The sequence below is a fragment of the Mesorhizobium sp. WSM4823 genome (assembly GCF_055811195.1).
Window position 1 is genome coordinate 722,094 of record NZ_JBVVQL010000002.1, and the last position, 19,696, is coordinate 741,789.

General features: G+C 61.5%; 18 protein-coding genes. 7 read left to right on the plus strand and 11 right to left on the minus strand.

Features of this window, described 5'->3' with window-relative positions; translation table 11 throughout:
- Positions 1-72: 72 nt before the first annotated feature.
- The 3 genes from AC0L26_RS08380 (at position 73) to AC0L26_RS08390 (ending at position 2,580) form a co-directional block, all read left to right on the plus strand.
- A complete protein-coding gene (locus AC0L26_RS08380; RefSeq protein ID WP_473632113.1) occupies positions 73-894 on the plus strand; it encodes an SDR family oxidoreductase in 822 nt (273 codons plus the stop codon).
- Between the two features lie 97 nt (positions 895-991).
- A complete protein-coding gene (locus AC0L26_RS08385; RefSeq protein WP_473632114.1) occupies positions 992-1,966 on the plus strand; it encodes an alpha/beta hydrolase in 975 nt (324 codons plus the stop codon).
- A 140-nt stretch (positions 1,967-2,106) separates the two neighbouring features.
- Entirely contained in the window at positions 2,107-2,580 is a 474-nt protein-coding gene (locus tag AC0L26_RS08390; protein WP_473632115.1) for a nucleoside deaminase, read from the plus strand.
- Positions 2,581-2,675: 95 nt separating this feature from the next.
- Here AC0L26_RS08390 and AC0L26_RS08395 read toward each other — a convergent pair whose 3' ends face one another.
- From AC0L26_RS08395 to AC0L26_RS08405, 3 genes are all read right to left on the minus strand, one after another.
- Entirely contained in the window at positions 2,676-4,103 is a 1,428-nt protein-coding gene (locus tag AC0L26_RS08395; RefSeq protein ID WP_473632116.1) for a DEAD/DEAH box helicase, read from the minus strand.
- A gap of 341 nt (positions 4,104-4,444) precedes the next feature.
- The gene (locus tag AC0L26_RS08400) at positions 4,445-4,732 is read right to left on the minus strand and encodes a type II toxin-antitoxin system RelE/ParE family toxin (protein WP_473632117.1); all 288 of its coding nucleotides are present in this window, start codon (positions 4,730-4,732) and stop codon (positions 4,445-4,447) included.
- Positions 4,733-4,738: 6 nt separating this feature from the next.
- The gene (locus AC0L26_RS08405; RefSeq protein ID WP_473632157.1) at positions 4,739-4,975 is read right to left on the minus strand and encodes a transcriptional regulator; all 237 of its coding nucleotides are present in this window, start codon (positions 4,973-4,975) and stop codon (positions 4,739-4,741) included.
- A 201-nt stretch (positions 4,976-5,176) separates the two neighbouring features.
- Here AC0L26_RS08405 and AC0L26_RS08410 point away from each other — a divergent pair, with 201 nt between their 5' ends.
- Complete coding sequence (locus AC0L26_RS08410; RefSeq protein ID WP_473632118.1) at positions 5,177-6,709, plus strand: acyl-CoA carboxylase subunit beta; 1,533 nt, start codon at positions 5,177-5,179, stop codon at positions 6,707-6,709.
- Positions 6,710-6,745: 36 nt separating this feature from the next.
- Here the strand turns inward: AC0L26_RS08410 and AC0L26_RS08415 are convergent, their stop codons facing one another.
- Together AC0L26_RS08415 and AC0L26_RS08420 are read right to left on the minus strand one after the other, a co-directional pair.
- On the minus strand, positions 6,746-8,749 hold the full coding sequence (locus AC0L26_RS08415; protein ID WP_473632119.1) for a hypothetical protein: 2,004 nt from the start codon (positions 8,747-8,749) through the stop codon (positions 6,746-6,748).
- Positions 8,746-10,275: an NAD(P)H-hydrate dehydratase gene (locus AC0L26_RS08420; RefSeq protein WP_473632120.1), complete on the minus strand. Its 1,530-nt coding sequence runs from the start codon at positions 10,273-10,275 to the stop codon at positions 8,746-8,748. The genes AC0L26_RS08415 and AC0L26_RS08420 overlap by 4 nt, the downstream gene beginning before the upstream one ends.
- A 401-nt stretch (positions 10,276-10,676) precedes the next feature.
- Between AC0L26_RS08420 and AC0L26_RS08425 the strand changes: the two genes are divergently transcribed.
- Together AC0L26_RS08425 and glnA are read left to right on the plus strand one after the other, a co-directional pair.
- Positions 10,677-11,015, plus strand: a complete 339-nt coding sequence (locus AC0L26_RS08425) for a P-II family nitrogen regulator (protein WP_006205430.1) — start codon at positions 10,677-10,679, stop codon at positions 11,013-11,015.
- 54 nt (positions 11,016-11,069) lie between these two features.
- The gene (glnA, locus tag AC0L26_RS08430) at positions 11,070-12,479 is read left to right on the plus strand and encodes a type I glutamate--ammonia ligase (protein WP_023799265.1); all 1,410 of its coding nucleotides are present in this window, start codon (positions 11,070-11,072) and stop codon (positions 12,477-12,479) included.
- Between the two features lie 129 nt (positions 12,480-12,608).
- Here glnA and AC0L26_RS08435 read toward each other — a convergent pair whose 3' ends face one another.
- Positions 12,609-13,646 (minus strand): glutamine synthetase beta-grasp domain-containing protein, encoded by a 1,038-nt coding sequence (locus AC0L26_RS08435; RefSeq protein ID WP_473632121.1) that lies wholly within the window; start codon positions 13,644-13,646, stop codon positions 12,609-12,611.
- 317 nt (positions 13,647-13,963) lie between these two features.
- Between AC0L26_RS08435 and AC0L26_RS08440 the strand changes: the two genes are divergently transcribed.
- Positions 13,964-14,158, plus strand: coding sequence for a DUF2735 domain-containing protein (locus AC0L26_RS08440; protein WP_354492394.1), 195 nt, complete (start codon positions 13,964-13,966; stop codon positions 14,156-14,158).
- Positions 14,159-14,246: 88 nt separating this feature from the next.
- On the opposite strand, the gene AC0L26_RS08445 is transcribed toward AC0L26_RS08440, so the two are convergent.
- The 5 genes from AC0L26_RS08445 to crcB form a co-directional block, all read right to left on the minus strand.
- Complete coding sequence (locus AC0L26_RS08445) at positions 14,247-16,133, minus strand: MFS transporter (protein WP_473632122.1); 1,887 nt, start codon at positions 16,131-16,133, stop codon at positions 14,247-14,249.
- A 270-nt stretch (positions 16,134-16,403) separates the two neighbouring features.
- Positions 16,404-17,195 (minus strand): ATP12 family chaperone protein, encoded by a 792-nt coding sequence (locus tag AC0L26_RS08450; RefSeq protein WP_473632123.1) that lies wholly within the window; start codon positions 17,193-17,195, stop codon positions 16,404-16,406.
- A gap of 11 nt (positions 17,196-17,206) precedes the next feature.
- Complete coding sequence (locus tag AC0L26_RS08455; protein ID WP_473632158.1) at positions 17,207-18,082, minus strand: DMT family transporter; 876 nt, start codon at positions 18,080-18,082, stop codon at positions 17,207-17,209.
- Between the two features lie 50 nt (positions 18,083-18,132).
- Positions 18,133-19,113 (minus strand): RluA family pseudouridine synthase, encoded by a 981-nt coding sequence (locus tag AC0L26_RS08460; RefSeq protein WP_473632124.1) that lies wholly within the window; start codon positions 19,111-19,113, stop codon positions 18,133-18,135.
- Positions 19,114-19,251: 138 nt separating this feature from the next.
- Positions 19,252-19,629, minus strand: coding sequence for a fluoride efflux transporter CrcB (gene crcB, locus AC0L26_RS08465; protein ID WP_352930402.1), 378 nt, complete (start codon positions 19,627-19,629; stop codon positions 19,252-19,254).
- Between the last annotated feature and the right edge of the window lie 67 nt (positions 19,630-19,696).

The following is a 19,696-nucleotide window of genomic DNA, read 5'->3' on the forward strand; positions in this document are numbered from 1 at the left end:
CTGAAAAGCGCTCTTTTCATTCGATTTCTTCACCGCTAGAGCACAGGCTAAGACAATGTCGCAGGGCATAGCATGACACTCTATCGGGCTAACCCGAAGCACGGCGTCGCCTGGATCACGGGTGGCAGCAGCGGCATCGGCCGTTCACTGGCCAAGGACCTGGCGGCTCAAGGCTATACCGTCGCGGTGACGGCGCTCGACGGCGATCCGATCGACTCGCTGGTTGTCGAGACGGCCCAGATGCCGGGCCATGTCACGGCCTATCCCTGCGACGTCACCGACGAGACGCGCATGGCAAAGACGGTCGCGGCGATCGAGAGGGATCTCGGCCCCATCGTCTTGGCCGTCTTCAACGCCGGGAACTATATTGCGACCCCCGGCGAAGACCTCACCGTCCGAGGGTTTCGCCAGTCCTTCGAGGTCAATTACTTCGGCATCATCAATGGTCTGGTACCCGTCATCGAACGCATGCGCGTCCGCGCGCGCGGCCATGTCGTGCTGGTCGGTTCGGTCACCGCCTATTTCGGCTGGCCGACTACGGCCGCCTATGGCGGCACCAAAGCAGCGATCAACATATTGGCGGAGTCGCTGAAATACGACTTTGATAAGATGAACGTGCGCATTCAGGTGATGAATCCGGGCTTCGTCGACACGCCGCTGACCGAGAAGAATTTGCTGCCGATGCCCGCGCTGATGCCCGTCAATCGAGCCTCGCGCCGCATCGCGCGCGGCATCAAATCCGGCGGCTTCGAAGTCACCTTCCCGCGCCGCCTAAGCTGGGGCCTGAAGCTGCTCAGCATCCTGCCGCGACCATTCTGCCGATGGTTCATCAGCACCGCGACCCGCTGGAAGTCACGTCCGCTGAATTTCGACCGCAAGCCTCCGAGCGAATAGGCCCGCCATAAAGTTGGCGATCCCGCCCCGGGGCGGGATCCCGTTGCCTGTTTGCATTTTGCGGCCATAGATTGAGAATTGATGCGTGGAGTCTGCGATGGGGCGACGGATCGTGCTTGCGATATTGGGTCTCGCCCTCGTCCTCGTCCTCGCTTTCTCGCTTGGCCCGCGTGTACCGGTCGACACCACGATACGCTTCGATGCCTCCGCAATCGGCGACGATCCACAGGCCTATCTGGCACGCAAGGAGGCTGCCATACCGGACATTTACGATGGGCTGGAGAAGGAAATCATCTGGGCCAACCCGATGGTCCGTGCCAGGACGCCGCTCGCGATCGTCTATATCCACGGCTTTTCGGCGTCGAAGGGCGAGGTTCGTCCGCTGCCCGACGAGGTGGCCGATCAGCTGGATGCCAATCTTTACTACACCCGCCTCACCGGCCACGGACAGGGCGGTCCCGCAATGGCCGAAGGCAGCGTCAACGCGTGGATCAACGATTATGAGGAAGCGCTCGCCATCGGCCGGGCGATCGGCGACAAGGTGATCGTCATCGCTACCTCGACCGGCGGCTCGCTTGCGGCCTGGGCCGCGACGCAGCCGGGCGCTTCGGACGGGGTTGCGGCAATCGCGTTCATCTCGCCGAATTTCGGCGTCAAGGCTTCCGGCGCCGAACTTCTGACCATGCCGTGGGGCCGAGCAATCGCCGAGCTGGTCGCCGGCAAGGAGCGCAGCTTCGTGCCACGCAACGCGCTGCACGAGAAATTCTGGACCTACCGCTATCCGATCGCGGCTGCGTTGCCGATGGTGGCGCTGACCGAGCTTGCCTATGGCGCGCCGGTGGAGAAGGCAACGATCCCTGCCCTGTTCATCTTTTCGGATTCGGACAAGATTGTGCGGCCCGACCGCACCCGTGAAATTGCCGGGCGCTGGGGCGCCGCGCACGAGCTGGTGCCGGTCGACGATACCGGCGATCGGGATAACCACGTCATTGCCGGTGACGCGCTGTCGCCAGCAACGACAGCTTTCCTCACGCAGCGCATTGTGGTGTGGGTGGAGGCGGTGGTGAATTAGCCTCAGGACGCATTGCTTATTGAACCAGAAGATGACGGTTGCAGCGATGCAGATCACCGATCTTGAATCGGATTTGCAGCCCCTTGGAAATGCCTCCGATCCGAGGGAAGATCATCCCGCTCTAACTCTTGGGGGTTCTCATGGAAAATCACGAGCCGTTTCTGCGCGAGGCGATTGCGCTCTCGAAATCCGCGATGGCAAACGGCGACGAACCGTTTGGCTCGCTATTGGTAAAAGACGGCGAAGTCATCCTTCGCGCCGAAAACAGCGTCTTCACCGGCCACGATATGACAAAACACGCCGAGATGAACTTGGTTAAACTGGCGGCGCAGCACTACGATCCTGCTTTTCTCGCTGACTGCACGCTCTACACCAGCACTGAGCCGTGCGCGATGTGCTCCGGGGCGATCTACTGGTCGGGTATCGGGCGTATGGTGTTTGCGTGCTCCGAAACGCGGCTCGGCGAGATTGCTGGGATCGGGTTAAATGTGCCTAGCCGGGCAGTGTTGCAGACCGGCGCGCGGGCCGTCACTGTGGTTGGCCCGACGAACCTCGAAGACGAAGCCGCCGAAGTCCACCAGGAATTCTGGCCAAAGCATTTGGGCAAGGTTTAGGTCTCAGGCGAAAAAGGCGACCGAAGCATCGCTCCGATCGCCTTTTTCATTGCGAGCAGCCGAGCCGTACGGCTCGGCCGGATGCACCTATGTGATTACGCAGCCCGCGCCGCCGGCCGCTTGCCACCGAAACGACGCTTGTTGTTGCCCTTGAAGGGCTTGGCGCCTTCCGGCTTGCGCTCGCCGGCAAAGGCTGGCTTGTCGCCGAAGCGCTTCTTGCCGAAGCCGTTGTTCTGGCCTCCGGGCCGCCGGCCGTCGCGACGGCCATTGTGGTCGTTGCGGTCATTGGCCGGCTCGAAGCGCTCGTTCTTTTCAGCCGGATTGCGCACTGGATCGGGACTGCCGAGATGGTCGGCAACAACAGGCAGCTTGGTGCGGATGATGCGCTCGACCTGGCGCAGCTTGCTGTTCTCGGACGGATCGCAAAGCGTGATGGCGATTCCGTCCATGCCGTTGCGGCCGGTGCGGCCGATGCGGTGAACATAGCTCTCCGCCTCGTCCGGCAGGTCGAAATTGACCACGTGGCTGATGCCGGGCACGTCGATGCCGCGCGCCGCGATGTCGGTCGCCACAAGAATGCGCACCGAACCCTCGCGGAAATCGTTCAGCGCCTTCTGGCGAGCGTTCTGCGACTTGTTGCCGTGGATGACGGCGGCCTTAAAGCCGTCGCGCTCGAGGTCCTTGGTCACCCTGTCGGCGCCATGCTTGGTGCGCGAAAAGATGATGACGGACTTCATCGCCTCGTCGGCGAGCATCTTGGACAGCACCTGGCGCTTCTGCTTGGTGCGGGCAAAAACGACGCCCTGCACGATCTCGGCCGCCGCGGTGCTTTGCGGTGCCACTTCGACGCGGATCGGATTCTTCAGCAGGCCTTTCGCCAGCTCGGCGATTTCATTCGGCATGGTCGCAGAGAACAGCACCGTCTGACGGTCGGGTGCGGTCGCCTTGGCGATGCGCTTGACGTCGTTGATGAAGCCCATGTCGAGCATGCGGTCACCCTCGTCCAGCACCAGCCATTTGGTGTCGGAGAGAATAAGGTCACCCTCGCGCACCAGATCGGTCAAGCGGCCCGGCGTGGCGATCAGGATGTCGACACCGGGTGCAACTTTCTTGACCTGGCTGAAGCGAGAGACGCCGCCAAGCACAAGCGCGGTCGAGACATGCGCCCCCTTGGCGAGAATCTTGATGGTGTCTTCGATCTGTACGGCGAGCTCGCGCGTCGGCGCCAGGATCAGGGCACGTGTGGTCTTTGCACGGCGCTTGGTGCCGAGCGCGATGATTTTCGACAGGATCGGCAGCGCAAAGGCCGCCGTCTTGCCGGAGCCGGTCTGGGCGATGCCGAAGATGTCACGGCCTTCCATCTGGGGCGGGATCGCCTGAGTCTGGATCGGCTTCGGCTCGGTAAAGCCGGCGCCATGGGTCGCCTTGAGCAGCGCGCCCGAAATTCCAAGCGCTGCGAAACCGGTGAGTTCCGCAGTGTTACCGGTCGAAGTGGTACCGGCAAAAGTGTTTTCGTTGGTCAAAATAGTCTTCTTTCACGCGGCTCCTGGCCGCAACATCGATGGCGGCAGGGCGCAACCTGCCGTCGAAAAAATTGATATGGAACGACAAGGCGGGCGGACGGATCGTCCACTCGGCTGCGCTGTCGTGCCCGCAGGCATCATGCCGCGGGGCTTTTTCGCCGCCTCGCCGATGTGCCGGAAAGTGGGAAAACAGACGCAACCAGTCTCATTCGTCGAGAAGGCCGGAGACTCCCGGCCCAAGCGCCTATGTGGCTGCATATGGCTGAGTTCGCCGCGGAATGCAAGGGGCGCCATGTTGCAGTGCGGCAAAAACAGACAGGATGAGCAACCGTGGACGTCTGCTAAAACTTCATCCGGCCACTCCCTTGCCCCGTGCTGGACGATAGAACTTCTATTTGAGTGTCGTTCACCCGATACGCGACGATGTAGGGTGTGCCGGAAATCACCAGTTCACGAGTGCCTTTGATCTCGCCGATGCGTCCGATGAATGGATTGGCGGATAACAGCCGAGCAGTCTTTGAATGAATGTCATTGACGACTCGGGCGGCGGCCCGCGGGCTACGCTGGGCGATATAGTCGCCGATTGATGCAAGCTCGATCAGATAGTGGCGGGTCCAGACAATTCGCACAGACCTTTATGCCTGACCAAATTTGTTGAGAACCGCCGCAATCTCTTCCTCGCTTGCGAAGTCCCCATGATTAGCGGCCTCGATTCCCGCCTGCACACCTGCGACACACTTTTCCTGCCACGCCAGGGAACGGCCGTGCGACAGCGCATCCTCAATGATCTGATCGCGAGTCAAGGTTGAGCGCGAGGCCAAGATGTCGATCCGGCGGCTCAAATCCTCTGATATTTCAATGTTGTTCTTCATAAGTTCAGTCTGCCACATCAGGCGAATGCCTGCCAAGAAGTTTCGCCGCGGGAGAAACGGCTACGGGACACCCATCGGCGTATCGAGACCAAAGGCAAAAGCGCGGCCGATAGTACGCAGCAAGCCGTGACGAAAGCGGCGCTTGCGCTCCTTTGCCGGCATGATTACCACAAATCAGCTTTCCGTTTTGAGGATCGACCGATGAAGGACGTGCTGAAGGAACTCGAGCGCCGCCGCGACATGGCGCGCATGGGCGGCGGCCAGGCCCGTATCGACGCTCAGCACAAGAAGGGCAAGCTCACCGCGCGCGAACGCATCGACGTCTTTCTCGACGAGGGCTCGTTCGAGGAGTTCGACATGTATGTCGAGCATCGCTCGACCGATTTCGGCATGGAGAAGACCAAGGTCGCTGGCGACGGTGTCGTCACCGGCTGGGGTACCGTCAACGGCCGCCCGGTCTATGTCTTCGCCAAGGACTTTACCGTGTTCGGCGGCTCGCTCTCCGAGGCCCATGCCGAAAAGGTGGTCAAGGTGCAGGAGATGGCGCTGCGCAACCGCGCGCCGATCATCGGCCTCTACGACGCCGGCGGCGCCCGCATCCAGGAAGGCGTGGCGGCACTCGGCGGCTATGCCGAGATTTTTCAACGCAATGTGCTGGCCTCTGGTGTCATCCCGCAGATTTCACTGATCATGGGCCCTTGCGCCGGCGGCGACGTCTATTCGCCTGCCATGACCGACTTCATCTTCATGGTGCGCGACACCTCCTACATGTTCGTCACCGGGCCAGACGTGGTGAAGACGGTCACCAACGAAACGGTGACCGCCGAGAGCCTTGGTGGCGCCTCAGTCCACACGACGAAGTCCTCGATCGCCGACGGCGCTTACGACAATGACGTCGAGGCGTTGCTGCAGATGCGCCGACTGGTCGATCTGCTGCCGGCCTCCAACACGGCTGATATCCCCGAGATCGAATGCTACCAGTCGGTCACCGATCACGATCTGTCGCTCGACCGGCTGATCCCCGATAATGCCAACAAACCCTATGACATCAAGGAGTTGATCCTTAAAGTTGCCGACGAGGGTGACTTCTTCGAGATCCAGCAGAATTTTGCGAAAAACATCGTCACCGGTTTCGGGCGCGTCGAAGGCCGCACGATCGGCTTCGTCGCCAACCAGCCGATGGTGCTGGCCGGCGTGCTCGATTCGGACGCCAGCCGCAAGGCGGCGCGGTTCGTGCGCTTCTGCGACTGCTTCTCGATTCCGATCGTCACCTTCGTCGACGTTCCAGGCTTCCTGCCCGGCACCGCGCAGGAATATGGCGGGCTGATCAAGCATGGCGCCAAGCTTTTGTTCGCCTATGCCGAGGCGACCGTTCCGAAGATCACCGTCATCACCCGAAAAGCCTATGGCGGCGCCTATGACGTCATGGCATCAAAGCATCTGCGCGGCGACATGAACTATGCCTGGCCGACGGCGCAGATCGCGGTGATGGGCGCCAGGGGCGCGGTCGAGATCATCTATCGCAAGGACATCGGCGATGCGGAGAAGATCGCAGCGCATACAAAGGCTTACGAGGATCGCTTCCTGTCACCCTTCGTCGCCGCCGAGCGCGGCTATGTCGACGAGGTGATCATGCCCCATTCGACCCGTCGGCGCATTGCGCGCGCGCTCCGCATGCTGCGCAACAAGGATATGCAGAACCCCTGGAAGAAGCACGACAACATTCCACTGTGACATCGCTGGCAGCGCGAAGGCGGCTACAGCAAAAGCTCACTCTGCTGCCGCCGCTCCGAACCCAGCTCCCATCGTCGCGCGGACGGCGCCCGCCCAAGGCGTCGCGTGGTTGTCGATGCGCATCTGGAAAATGAAATAGGTCGGCGAGCAGAAGCCAATACCCTTCACCTTGGCTACACCCGGCGTGTCTGATGGCAGCGACTGGCACATATAATCCTCGCGGCAGAAATGATCGGCCGAGCAGGCCGGCCGGTTGCCGCGATTGACCGCGCCGCCGAGGCACTGGTCGAAATTGTTGGTCGCCACGCAAATGTCGAATTTCTTGCCGCCGACCAGCCCACAGATCTCGTTCGGCATCGGCTTGCCCGGCTTGAAGCCGGCGAAGCTGCGGTCCTTCTCGTCGCAGCCGCGATAGGCGATGCCTGCCGGCACGCCGATCTTCGGAGGGCGGCAGGTATAGGCGGTGCGCGAAATGTCGGTCGCGAAGGCGGCGAACTGGCCCGATATGCTGTAGCGGTCATTGAACGGCTGCGCCGGATTGCTGGTGATCGAGCCGGTCAGGCATGGATGGCCGGAAAACATCTTTTTATTGTCTTTGGGCAGCAGGCATTGCGCCAGTTTGGTCCGCACGGCCGAAGCAGTCGCCAGCGGCGTGCAGACGGTGCCGCCGCCGCATTGCCAAGTCGTGCCGAAACGGGCCGCATCCTCCGGCATCAGACATGGCATCGCCATCTCGGCCGGTGCGTAAGCGACCTCGCCGGCGTCCTTCCATGCGGCCGGCGGCGCGAAGGACAGCGGGCGGAAGCGGTTCGGCTCCTTGCCCTCGGCGGTCGCGCGCAGCCAAGCCTCGCGCCGCGGCATCTCGGCATGAAGATGCGGCGAGATGCCGACCTCGATGCGGTTCAGCGGCGAGGTCGTCTTGTCGTCGAGACCGATGAAATGGAAACCGGCGGTCGAGCCCGCCTGATGGCAACCTTGGCAGGCGCCATTGTCCAGCCGCTCGACCAGCGCTTCCGGCGTGCGCACCAGTCTCAGCGCGGAATAGTCTAGCCCAGAAAAATCCGCGGGCTGGAAAAGCGGCGTGAATGGGTGGTTGGCCTGCCTTGCGCTACCGAAGGTCGACCAAGAGATGATTTTCTTCGCCAGGAATTCATCCGGGATTTCGTAGACGCCGAGATCGACTGCCGTGAGATTGGCGTCGATGTAGTCGGCGAGTCTTTGCTTCAGCGCGGCGTCTTCCGACAGCAGCGCCACGTCAGGCGTGTTTTCCAGCGGCCTCTCGATGACTTCAGCGCCGTCGATGCCGAAAATCCGCATGAGATAGGCGGCCTGCCCGCCGAATTCGGTCTCCTGGCCGGAGGGAAAGCGCACCACCTGGGCGTTGAGCTCGAGCTGCTTGAAGCTCAGCCCGGCCTTTTCAACCGGCCCGCCGATGAGCCAGCCGATGTCGACGGTTTCATCGAGCTGCGGCGTCCATCGCCCGGCAACGCCGACGCAGCCGCCATCGGCGTCCGGCGCGACGCTGTAGATGGCATTGAAGTTGAACGGCAGGCGCGAGGCCAGAACCTTGCCGTTTTTCTTGAAGCTGTAGGCAAGGCGATAGATGAAACGCACCTCGCCGCAGCTTCCGTCACCCCGCATCTCGGCGAAATCGCGCCGATCGAGCCGGTTGACGACACCGACCAGCCGGAAGCGCGCGGCGTCGGTCTTCAGCCAGCGCATGTCCATGATGCGGCCGACATTGCCGTCGGTGACTTCGTAGAGCGGCCGCCCGCCAGCCTTCATCTCGGCTCGCAGCGCAGCGACATCGCCGGCAACCGTTTCGACGATCTGGTGATAGGCCGGTGCCTTGTCATAGAGCGTCTTCAGGTCGCCCTTGCCATCGACGCCGAAAATGCCGGCGAAACCAAAGCCTCTACTGTCGAGGGCGGCAAGCACGGCCGGATCGTCTACGATGATCACCGGACCTTCGGCACGCGCGAGATTGGCTGTGAAGAGGACGACGAAAATTACGGCGACCAAGGCGAGCCAGCGGTTCATCCAGCGATCATCCCATTGCGATTTTCTGCAAGCTCGCGCAGCACCGGTAGCAGCGCCAGCGGCAAGTCTTCGGCGATCAGCCCAGGTCCGAAACGGCTGCCGGCCTCGGCATGGATCCAGACCGCCGCGCAGGCGGCTTCGAAAGCCGGCATAGTTTGCGCCAGGAGGCCGGCAATGATGCCCGACAGCACGTCGCCCGACCCGGCAGTGGCCAGCCATGGCGCACCATTGCCGTTGATCGCCGCTCTGCCATCGGGCGCCGCGATTACGGTGTCCGCGCCCTTGTAGACGACGATGGCGCCAGCGCGCTCGGCGGCAGTGCGCGCCTTGGCCAGCTTGGACAGGTTGTTGTCTCCTGCGATGTCCGGAAACAGCCTGGCGAATTCGCCCTCATGCGGCGTCAGCACCAGCGCCGGCGCGTTCGAAGGACGGGCGGCTTCGAACAAAGCGTTCGGCGCATCGCGAAACGACGTGATGCCATCGGCATCGAGCACCAGCCCGTCGACCTTTCCGTTTGGCCGCTGCCCGGTGGCCAGCACGTCGAGGGCAAAATCCCGTGTTTTTTCACCAACGCCAAATCCGGGTCCGAGGACGAAAGCCGACGGCCGGTGGCCGATGAATTCTTTCACGTCCACGATTGTGTCGGCCTTACGCAGCATGATCGAGGTCAGATGCGCGGCATTTACCTGCAACGCGTTCGCCGGCGACAGCACGGTCACCGCCCCTGCCCCGCTTCTGGCCGCGGCAAGCGCCGACAGCCGTGCGGCGCCCGTCGCCGATGGCCCGCCGGAAAAAACACCGACATGGCCGCGCTTGTATTTATGGGCGTCGACGGCTGGAACCGGGAAATCCCCTATCCAAAGCTGCAGGGTGTTCTCGAAGGTTCGCGGTTCAAGCTGCGCAATGATCCCGTCGCTGATGCCGATGTCGGCAAGCACCAGCTCACCGCACATCTCGCGCCCAGGCAACAGCAGATGGCCAGGCTTTTTTCGCGCAAACGTCACCGTGATTCGGGCGCGGAATGCCTGGCCGAAACTCTGGCCGCTCTCGCCTGACACGCCCGAGGGCAGATCGACCGCGACGACAGGCAGGTTCAGTTCTGTCGCGACCTCGACCGCCTTGGCGGCATCGCCGGACAACGGCTTGGACAGCCCTGCCCCATAAAGCGCATCGACCACGATCGAACCTGCCTCGGCAACAAACGCCGATAGCGGCCTAGGTTCGACCGGGCATTCCAGGGCAGCGAGCGCTGCATCGCTGCCAGGCCTAGGTGAGCCGGATGCCCACACGGTTACGTCGACGCCACTGTCATGAAGCAAGCCGGCCACGACGTAGCCGTCGCCGCCATTGTTGCCGGGACCGCACAGGACGTGAACCCCTCTGGCAGCCGGGAAATGGGCGAGCACCTCTGCAGCGACCGCGGCACCGGCATTGCGCATCAAGCCAATGCCGTCGAGTGGTCCAGCGGAAATCGCCAGCCGGTCGGCCTCGGTCATCTCGGCCGGAGACAAAAGTTCGTTATTCATGGATTGCCGATACGCATTGGCTCAAGCTCGATCCTTGTGTTCAAACCCCGGTCCTTGTGTTCAAAGATCGTCCAGTTTTCGGTTCGAAGCAAACGGGTGCCGAGATGGCGCAATCTGTAAGCACATCGTTGGGGACAATGGCGTCGCCGAAACAAAATTGCCTGCAAAGCGCGCTATATGCTCAATTATTGTGCGGACGGGAGCGCTGACAATGTGTAGGTTCCCAGTATCCATGACGCATCCAACGCAGCGAATGACGCGAAATCATATCCTGACGCGGCATGGCATCGAAATCGCGTGATACCGCTTCGAATCCCCTCAAATTGGCACAGTTCGTGCTTGAAAGAGGCGCAAGCGGGGCTCACAACCCGTCTTTTTTGGCAGCGGAGGCCACTTTTTACATGAAAAAGATCGAAGCGATCATCAAGCCGTTCAAGCTAGACGAAGTGAAGGAAGCGCTTCAGGAGGCCGGGCTGCAAGGCATCACCGTTACGGAGGCCAAAGGTTTTGGCCGCCAGAAGGGCCATACCGAACTCTATCGCGGCGCCGAATATGTCGTCGATTTTCTGCCCAAGGTGAAAATCGAGGTCGTGCTCGGTGACGACGCGGTCGAAGGCGCGATCGAAGCCATCCGCAAGGCCGCTCAGACCGGCCGCATCGGCGACGGCAAGATCTTCGTCTCCAACATCGAGGAAGTCGTGCGCATCCGCACCGGCGAAACAGGGATGGACGCGGTCTGAGGTTTCTGATTTCAGATCATCTCCTCGAAACGTCATCAGACAGGGAAACATGACATGACGACAGCCAAAGACATCATGAAGCAGATCAAGGACAACGATGTGAAATTCGTTGACCTGCGCTTCACAGATCCGAAGGGCAAGCTGCAGCACGTGACGATGGATGTCGTTGAGGTCGAGGAAGACATGTTTGCCGACGGCGTCATGTTCGACGGGTCCTCCATCGCCGGCTGGAAGGCGATCAACGAGTCCGACATGGTGCTGATGCCCGACACCGAGACGGTGCATATGGACCCGTTCTTCGCACAGTCGACCATGGTCATCCTGTGCGATATCCTCGATCCGATCTCCGGAGAGTCCTACAACCGCGACCCGCGCGGCACCGCCAAGAAGGCCGAAGCCTACATGAAGGCGGAAGGCATCGGCGATCAGATCTTCGTCGGCCCGGAAGCCGAGTTCTTCGTCTTTGATGACGTCAAGTACAAGGCCGACCCGTACAACACCGGCTTCAAGCTTGACTCCACCGAACTGCCGTCCAACGACGACACCGACTACGAAACCGGCAACCTCGGTCACCGTCCGCGTATCAAGGGCGGCTATTTCCCGGTGCCGCCGATCGATTCGGCGCAGGACATGCGCTCGGAGATGCTGACTGTGCTCGCCGAAATGGGCGTGCGGGTCGAAAAGCATCACCACGAAGTCGCCGCTGCCCAGCATGAACTCGGCATCAAGTTCGACACGCTGGTCCGCAATGCCGACAAGATGCTGATCTACAAGTACGTCGTGCACCAGGTCGCCAATGCCTATGGCAAGACGGCCACCTTCATGCCGAAGCCGGTCTTCGGCGACAACGGCTCGGGCATGCACGTCCACCAGTCGATCTGGAAGGGTGGCAAGCCGACCTTCGCCGGCAATGAATATGCCGGCCTCTCGGAGAGCTGCCTGTTTTACATCGGCGGCATCATCAAGCATGCCAAAGCGATCAACGCCTTCACTAATCCGCTGACCAACTCCTACAAGCGCTTGGTGCCCGGCTATGAAGCGCCGGTGCTGCTCGCCTATTCGGCCCGCAACCGCTCTGCCTCCTGCCGCATCCCATTCGGCTCGTCGCCGAAGTCCAAGCGCGTTGAGGTCCGCTTCCCCGATCCGGGCGCGAACCCCTACCTCGCCTTTGCCGCCATGCTGATGGCCGGCCTCGACGGTATCAAGAACAAGATCCATCCCGGACAGCCGATGGACAAGGATCTCTACGACCTGCCGCCGAAGGAGCTGAAGAAGATCCCGACCGTCTGCGGCTCGTTGCGCGAGGCGCTGCAGAGCCTCGACAAAGACCGCGGCTTCCTGAAGGCCGGCGGCGTGTTCGACGACGATCAGATCGACAGCTACATCGAGCTCAAGATGGCCGAAGTGATGCGCTTCGAAATGACCCCGCATCCGGTCGAGTACGACATGTATTATTCGGTCTGATCGGACGAATAAGAGACAACAAAAACCCCCGCCGGAGCGATCCGGCGGGGGTTTTCTTTGCACCGTCAAGAGCTGGCATGACAAGAAGTGGTCACGGCGCAGACGGGGCGTCCACGCCATGACGAATGCTCAGGCGGCGGCCTTTTTCTCCGCCGTGTCCACGCTGGCGATCGTCTTCAGGATCTGCGAAGCGATCTGGTAGGGGTCGCCCTGCGAGTTCGGGCGGCGATCCTCGAGATAACCCTTATAGCCATTGTTGACGAAGGAATGCGGCACGCGGATCGAGGCGCCGCGATCGGCGATGCCATAGCTGAACTTGTTCCACGGCGCGGTCTCATGCTTGCCGGTCAGACGCTTGTCGTTATCCGGCCCGTAGACGGCGATGTGGTCCATCAGGTTCTTGTCGAAGGCAGCCATCAGCGCTTCGAAATAGGCCTTGCCGCCGACTTCGCGCATATAGGCGGTCGAGAAATTGGCGTGCATGCCGGAACCGTTCCAGTCGGTGTCGCCGAGCGGCTTGCAGTGGTATTCGATGTCGATGCCGTATTTCTCGGTGAGCCGCTGCATCAGATAGCGGGCCATCCACATCTGGTCGGCGGCCTTCTTGGAGCCCTTGCCGAAGATCTGAAATTCCCACTGTCCCTTGGCCACCTCGGCATTGATGCCTTCATGGTTGATGCCGGCGGCGAGGCAAAGGTCGAGATGCTCCTCGACGATCTGCCTGGCGACGCTGCCGACGTTGCTGTAACCGACGCCGGTATAGTACGGGCCCTGAGGCGCCGGGTAGCCGCTTTCGGGGAAACCGAGCGGGCGGCCATCCTTGTAGAAGAAATACTCCTGCTCGAAGCCGAACCAGGCGCCTTCGTCATCGAGGATGGTGGCGCGCTTGTTGGAAACATGCGGCGTCACACCATCCGGCATCATGACTTCGCACATGACGAGCACGCCATTGGTGCGCGCGGGATCCGGATAGATGGCGACCGGCTTCAGCACGCAGTCGGACGAGTGGCCCTCGGCCTGCATGGTCGAAGAACCGTCGAAGCCCCACAGAGGAAGCTGGTCGAGCGTCGGGAACTCGGCATATTCCTTGATCTGCGTCTTTCCGCGAAGGTTGGGAACCGGGGTGTATCCATCGAGCCAAATGTACTCGAGCTTGTATTTCGTCATTCTAGCCTCTCGTTGCTTTGATCACCGAACCCTGGACGGCGCCGGCGTGCCAGCCACCCTGCAGCCGACCTGCCGAATTATTAAAAAGCAATTCGTGTGCCATTCTCGCCGGCAAAGGATGCGACAAAACTGACGTCGCACCCCGACAAATTCGTCGTCCCGTCACCACAATGCGTCCGGATCAATCACAAGCATACTTCGCCTAAATAATAGGCATTTACTGTTCTTTTTGTAATCATATTGCCTAACTCGGTTGCATAACCTATCTTCAGGAAAGATTGAATCGGCAAGGCTCTGCAGAAGAAAGGAGACCGACAATGGAAATCACTCCTGCTCGTCAGTCGGCCAAAATCCTGATGTTCCCGGTGGCAGCGCGCGCTTCTGCCTCAAATTTAAGCGGAAAGGCTAAGTTCGCGGCAGAACTTGCTTCATTGCGCAACCGTACGGATTTCGGAAGCGGCTGGTATCACGAAGCGGCCATCGATGAAGAGAAACAGGACCGGAAGAGCTAGGCCCTTCCTTCCGCATCGCTTCTGACGAATTGCAAAGCCCGGCGCGATCGCTCGCGCCGGGCTTTGCATTGTTGCTATCAGGCCAGGATCAGCTCTTGGCGTGCAGGTCCGTTCCCAGCGTATCTCTGACAAAGATTAGGCCGATGATCAACGACATCGCCGCGATCACCACCGGATACCAGAGGCCGTAGTAGATATCGCCCTTGTAGGCGCTGAGCGCGAACACCGTTGCTGGCAGCAGGCCCCCGAACCAGCCATTGCCGATGTGATAGGGCAACGACATGCCGGTATAGCGGATGCGGGTTGGGAACATCTCGACCAGGATCGCGGCGATCGGTCCGTAGACCATGGTCACATAAAGAACCAGGATGAACAGGATGCCGATGACCTTTGCCCAACTGACCTGTTCAGGGTCGGCAAACATCGCAAAGGCGCCTCCCTCCGGAACGTTGTAGACGGTGATCTCGGGCGCTCCCGCCGCCTCGTCGGCCGTCAGCAGCTTGTCCTTGATCGCCTGGTCGGCCGGAACCGCCGTCTTGTCGCCGGCGCGGATGGCGGCGGCGTCGAGCTTCAGTTCCGGATTGGTCGCAGCGAAGGCGTCAAGCTTCTGGTCGGCGACCTTGGCCGCAGCTCGCTTGAGCGGATAGCCGCCGTCCTGCAACGCGATGTTGATTGCCTTCTTGAACGCGGCGTCGCTTGACGTTGCCTTGTCTGCGGCTGCCACGGCATCATAAGACGTCACCGTTGCGTTGCCGATCATGACGCTGGCCGCGGTCCCCGGTGCCGCTGTCGTGACAATGTCATAGGGCACCGAGCTCTTGGCAAGAAAGTCGGTCGCGATGTCACACGACGTGAGAGGCTTGCGCGTTCCGGTTGGATTGAACTGGAACTTGCAGTCGCCAGGCGCAGCGGTAATCGTGGCACGGGTGTTTTGCTGGGCGGTGGCGAGCGCCGGGTTGGCTGCCCAGGTCAGCGCCTTGAATAGCGGGAAGGTGGTGACGATCGCCAGCGCCAGGCCTGCCATAATGATCGGCTTGCGGCCAATCTTATCGGAGAGCCAGCCGAAGACGACGAAGAAGATCGTGCCGAGCGCCAGCGCGATGGCGATCATGATGTTGACCGACTGAGGATCGACCTTGAGCACATTCGCCAAGAAGAACAGCGCGTAGAACTGGCCGTTGTACCAGACCACGGCCTGGCCGGCGGTAAGGCCGAGCAGCGCGAGCAGTGCGATCTTGGCATTTTTCCATTGGCCGAAGGCTTCCGTCAGCGGTGCCTTGGAGCCCTTACCCTCGTCCTTCATGCGCTGGAAGGTCGGCGATTCGGCAAGTGACAGGCGAATCCAGACCGATATGCCGAGCAGGATGGCTGAGAGCAGGAATGGAATACGCCAGCCCCAGTCTGCGAAATCCTCCTTGCTCAGCGAATTCTGCACGATCAGGATGACGATCAGCGACAGGAACAGGCCGAGCGTCGCCGTCGTCTGAATCCACGACGTGTAGAAGCCGCGACGGTCGTCGGGTGCGTGCTCGGCGACGTAGGTCGCGGCGCCGCCATATTCACCACCGAGCGCCAGGCCTTGCAGCATGCGCAGCGCAATCAGGATAATGGGCGCTGCAATGCCCCAGCTTGCCGAACCAGGCAGCAGGCCGACCAGGAAAGTCGACAGGCCCATGATCATGATGGTGACAAGAAAGGTGTATTTGCGACCAACGAGATCGCCGATGCGGCCGAACACCAGCGCGCCGAACGGGCGTACGAGGAAGCCGGCGGCGAAAACCAGCAGCGTAAAAATATTGCGCGTCGCCTCTGGATAAGAGGCGAAGAATGTCGCACCGATCGCGGCCGCCAACGCGCCATAGAGATAGAAATCATACCATTCGAAAACGGTGCCGAGTGAGGAAGCGAAGATGACTTTCTTCTCTTCCCGCGTCATGCCGCGGCTTGCTCTGCCGGCGGTCGCTGCCATTACCATGAATTCGTCCTCCCGTGATATCTCGCTGTGCTCGATGCTGCGCGGTGTCGTGCCTCCGGACACGAACTCGGGCAGCTATCGCCGCGAGAAATGACAGAAAGCGCCGCCCAGAGGCAGCCCGCCTTTGGGATTATGACTTTGGTTCAATGCATCGGCCCGAAGATCGGAATCGATCTTCGGAAAGCACGATGCATAGATTCAAAGTGTTAGAGCGTACTTTGTGCGTCCCACTGGACGCACGTCGCTCTAACGTGCGGGCGGCGATTGCGGTCAGCCCTTGAGCGCCTCGAGCAGGCCGACGGCGGCCATCATGTCGCGCTTGCGGGCCGAGCGGCGCGCGACAGCTTCCGCGTCATGGCCCCAGTGCTCGGCCTGCCAATCCTCGTCGACATGGCCGGCAGTCCAGGCTGCCTCGCCGTCGATCTCGCCGAAATCGACGGCCAGCGCCAGCAGGGCCGATCCCGTCAGCGATGTCATGACGTGGATGGCCGCCAGCCGTAGCGGGTCGGCACGCTGGGCAAGATGAACACCGAGCACCGCGATGCTCTCACGCGGCTGCTCGACATGGATCACCCCTTCGGCGAGATGAAACCGGGCGCCGAGCGCGCTCCGCGCCCAATCGATGATGGGATCCCAATGTTGGTTCTGCCGGTCGACCAGCCCTTGTGGGGTCTCGGCGCGATAGCAGAGCAGATCGGACGAGGCAAAGCGCAAGATGTCCTCCAGCACCGCTTGCGGGTCGCTGGCGACGCCATCGATGGCCGTATTGACCAGACGCATGACCGGCATCGTCACCGGGTCGATGGTCTCACCTTGTGCGGCGAACTCGTCGGCGACCAGAGCGGCCGCTTTTTCGGTCGGCAGGACCAGCAGCGCCTTGCCCGGCGTGCGAACTGGCTTGCCATCGAGATGAACGGCAAAACCATTCTCGGCCGGCGCGACCGAAACGGCTTTGTAGAAGCGTTTCGGCAGGTGCGTCTTCATCTGGATCTGGGCGCGACGCACCGGATCCGGATCGGAGAGCTGCTTTCCCGCTTCAAGGTCGTTGAGAATATCGCGCATGCCGGAGCCTTTCATCCGGGGATCTGTTTTCGGGCCGGCCGGTTCACAATGATCAGGCCGGCTGCGATGAGGCCGAGAGCCAGGAAAATACGAACGCTCAGCGGCTCGTTCAAGAAGATGGCGCCGCACAGCACGCCGAACACCGGCGACAGGAAGGTGAAGCTCGATAGGCCCGACGCCGGATAGCGCCTGATCAGCCAGAACCACAGCACATAGGTGAAGGCGACGATGTAGACCGCCTGGAAAAGCAGAGCCAAGGTCGGCAAAGCGGCGAAGTCGCGGACGGGCGGGCCGGCGAAAGGCAGCACCAGGGCGCCGACCACGGCAGCGCCGGCCAGTTGGTAAAGCAGCAACTTCTCGGCGCTCGTTTCCGCCAATTTCGTCCGCTTGATGACGATGTAGGTCAGGGCCCAGAGAATGCCGGCGCCGAGACTGAGCAGATCACCGGTCAGTGTCACGCCATTATCGGCGCTCAACTGGTCGGAGAACACCGCAACTAATCCAGCGAATGCGAGCAGAAGGCCGACGAGCCGACGCGCGGTGATGCGTTCGTTCAGCAGGAAATGCCCGCCGACCAGCACCCAGAACGGCATGGTGTTGACCAGCAAGGTGTTGCGCGCGACGGTCGTCTGTTCGAGCCCAATATAGAGAAACAGGAACTCGAGACCAAAAAGCGCGCCTGCCAGAATGCCGGCGACAAGCGTTCCGTCGCGGGTAAAAAGCACAATGCCGCGCCAGCGGCACCAGATGAGAACGCACAGCCCGCCAATGACCGACCGTGCGATCGACAGGAAAACGGGATCGTAGCCGGCATAGGAGATCTTGGCGGCGACGTAGTTCAGCCCCCAGGAAAAGGTCAGCCCGACCATGATGGCGGCGGCCGCCATGTCGACCGTGTCGCGGCGATCGAGCGTTTCGGTGGCGATACCCACTGGATCTAATCCTCCGCGCTCGCGTCCTCGAAACCGAGCAGGTTCCAGCTCTGGCGCATATGCGGCGGCATCGGTGCGGTGACGTCGACAAAACCCTTGTCGGGATGCGGGATGACGATGCGGCGCGCGTGCAGATGCAAGCGGTTCTGCATGCCGCCGGGGAAATCCCAATTGGTGTCGGCCTCGAAATATTTGGGGTCACCGATGATCGGGCAGCCGATGTGAGCCGCATGGACGCGAAGCTGGTGGGTGCGGCCGGTATAGGGTTCCATCTCCAGCCAGGACAAGGTCTGCGCCGCCTGCTCGACGATCCGGTAATAAGACACCGCATGGTCGGCGCCCTTTTCGCCATGCTTGGCGACACGCACGCGGTCGCCGTCCGGTGTCGGCTCCTTGATGAGCCAGGTCGAGATCTTGTCCTCGCGCTTCGGCGGCACCCCCTTGACCAGCGCCCAATAGGTCTTCTTGGTTTCACGCGCCCGGAACGCCTCGGCAAGCTTCATCGCGGCGAGCCTGGTGCGAGCGACGACCAGAACGCCTGACGTGTCGCGGTCGAGCCGGTGCACCAGGCGCGGTTTCTCGCCCTTCTGATTGCGCCAGGCTTCCAGCATGTCGTCGACGTTGCGGGTGACGCCCGAGCCGCCTTGGACGGCAAGGCCGGCCGGCTTGTTGAAGACAAACACTTTCGGATCTTCATGGATCAGCATCTTGGCCAGAACGTCGGCGTCGCCCTGGTTACGGATGGAGTGGCCGGTGAGCGGGCTCTCGCCCTTCTTGTCCACTTCGAGCGGCGGGACACGGACCATCTGGCCCGGCTCGACGCGGGTATCGGCTTTCACCCTGCCGCCATCGACACGGATCTGGCCGGAGCGCAGCAGTTTTTGCAGATGGCCGAAGCCAAGGCCCGGGAAATGGGTCTTGAACCAGCGGTCGAGCCGCATGCCCGCCTCGCCGGCCTCCACCGTGATCTGTTCTACGCCTGCCATGGTCTCGCTTTACCCGTTTCCAGCGCATGACCTGAAAATCGAAACCGATTTCTCTGGGGATCATGCGCAAAAATAAAAATGCTACGGCGTCCTTGCGCGTCCAAGGGACGCACGGTGCTGTAAGCGGGGGCAATAGCATTAAGGCAGGCTTCTTGCGAGCCAAAGACCCAGAAACAGGGCAATGATCGCGCCAATCAGGCTGGCAAGCGCATATCCGAACGCCGGCAGCGTCGCGCCACGCTCCCACAGCGTCGCAAAATCGAGCGAAAAGGCGGAGAAGGTGGTGAAACCGCCGAGGATGCCGGTGGCAACGAACAGCCGAAGCTCGCTTGATCCACCGTAGCGCCGCGCCAGAGTCGCGATGAACAGGCCCATGGCAAAGGAGCCGACGATGTTGATCGCCATCGTGCCCCAGGGAAAACTCGGGCCGACAAGACGCAGCGCAACGAAATTGACGATGTGGCGAAGCCCGGCACCAATAGCACCGCCGGCGGCAACGAGGAGGAGATTGACCATCGCCGTCTACTGCCCTTACAGGGCGACCTCGGTCAATCCCTGTTGCTCAGGGTCCGGCGCCGTCCCG

Excerpts from the sequence above, each read along its gene's own strand:
- AC0L26_RS08380 (WP_473632113.1), top strand. The coding sequence starts at position 73 with ATGACACTCTATCGGGCTAACCCGAAGCACGGCGTCGCCTGGATCACG.
- AC0L26_RS08385 (WP_473632114.1), top strand. The coding sequence starts at position 992 with ATGGGGCGACGGATCGTGCTTGCGATATTGGGTCTCGCCCTCGTCCTC.
- AC0L26_RS08390 (WP_473632115.1), top strand. The coding sequence starts at position 2,107 with ATGGAAAATCACGAGCCGTTTCTGCGCGAGGCGATTGCGCTCTCGAAA.
- AC0L26_RS08405 (WP_473632157.1), bottom strand. The coding sequence starts at position 4,975 with ATGAAGAACAACATTGAAATATCAGAGGATTTGAGCCGCCGGATCGAC.
- AC0L26_RS08410 (WP_473632118.1), top strand. The coding sequence starts at position 5,177 with ATGAAGGACGTGCTGAAGGAACTCGAGCGCCGCCGCGACATGGCGCGC.
- AC0L26_RS08415 (WP_473632119.1), bottom strand. The coding sequence starts at position 8,749 with ATGAACCGCTGGCTCGCCTTGGTCGCCGTAATTTTCGTCGTCCTCTTC.
- AC0L26_RS08420 (WP_473632120.1), bottom strand. The coding sequence starts at position 10,275 with ATGAATAACGAACTTTTGTCTCCGGCCGAGATGACCGAGGCCGACCGG.
- AC0L26_RS08425 (WP_006205430.1), top strand. The coding sequence starts at position 10,677 with ATGAAAAAGATCGAAGCGATCATCAAGCCGTTCAAGCTAGACGAAGTG.
- glnA (WP_023799265.1), top strand. The coding sequence starts at position 11,070 with ATGACGACAGCCAAAGACATCATGAAGCAGATCAAGGACAACGATGTG.
- AC0L26_RS08435 (WP_473632121.1), bottom strand. The coding sequence starts at position 13,646 with ATGACGAAATACAAGCTCGAGTACATTTGGCTCGATGGATACACCCCG.
- AC0L26_RS08440 (WP_354492394.1), top strand. The coding sequence starts at position 13,964 with ATGGAAATCACTCCTGCTCGTCAGTCGGCCAAAATCCTGATGTTCCCG.
- AC0L26_RS08445 (WP_473632122.1), bottom strand. The coding sequence starts at position 16,133 with ATGGTAATGGCAGCGACCGCCGGCAGAGCAAGCCGCGGCATGACGCGG.
- AC0L26_RS08450 (WP_473632123.1), bottom strand. The coding sequence starts at position 17,195 with ATGCGCGATATTCTCAACGACCTTGAAGCGGGAAAGCAGCTCTCCGAT.
- AC0L26_RS08455 (WP_473632158.1), bottom strand. The coding sequence starts at position 18,082 with ATGGCGGCCGCCGCCATCATGGTCGGGCTGACCTTTTCCTGGGGGCTG.
- AC0L26_RS08460 (WP_473632124.1), bottom strand. The coding sequence starts at position 19,113 with ATGGCAGGCGTAGAACAGATCACGGTGGAGGCCGGCGAGGCGGGCATG.
- crcB (WP_352930402.1), bottom strand. The coding sequence starts at position 19,629 with ATGGTCAATCTCCTCCTCGTTGCCGCCGGCGGTGCTATTGGTGCCGGG.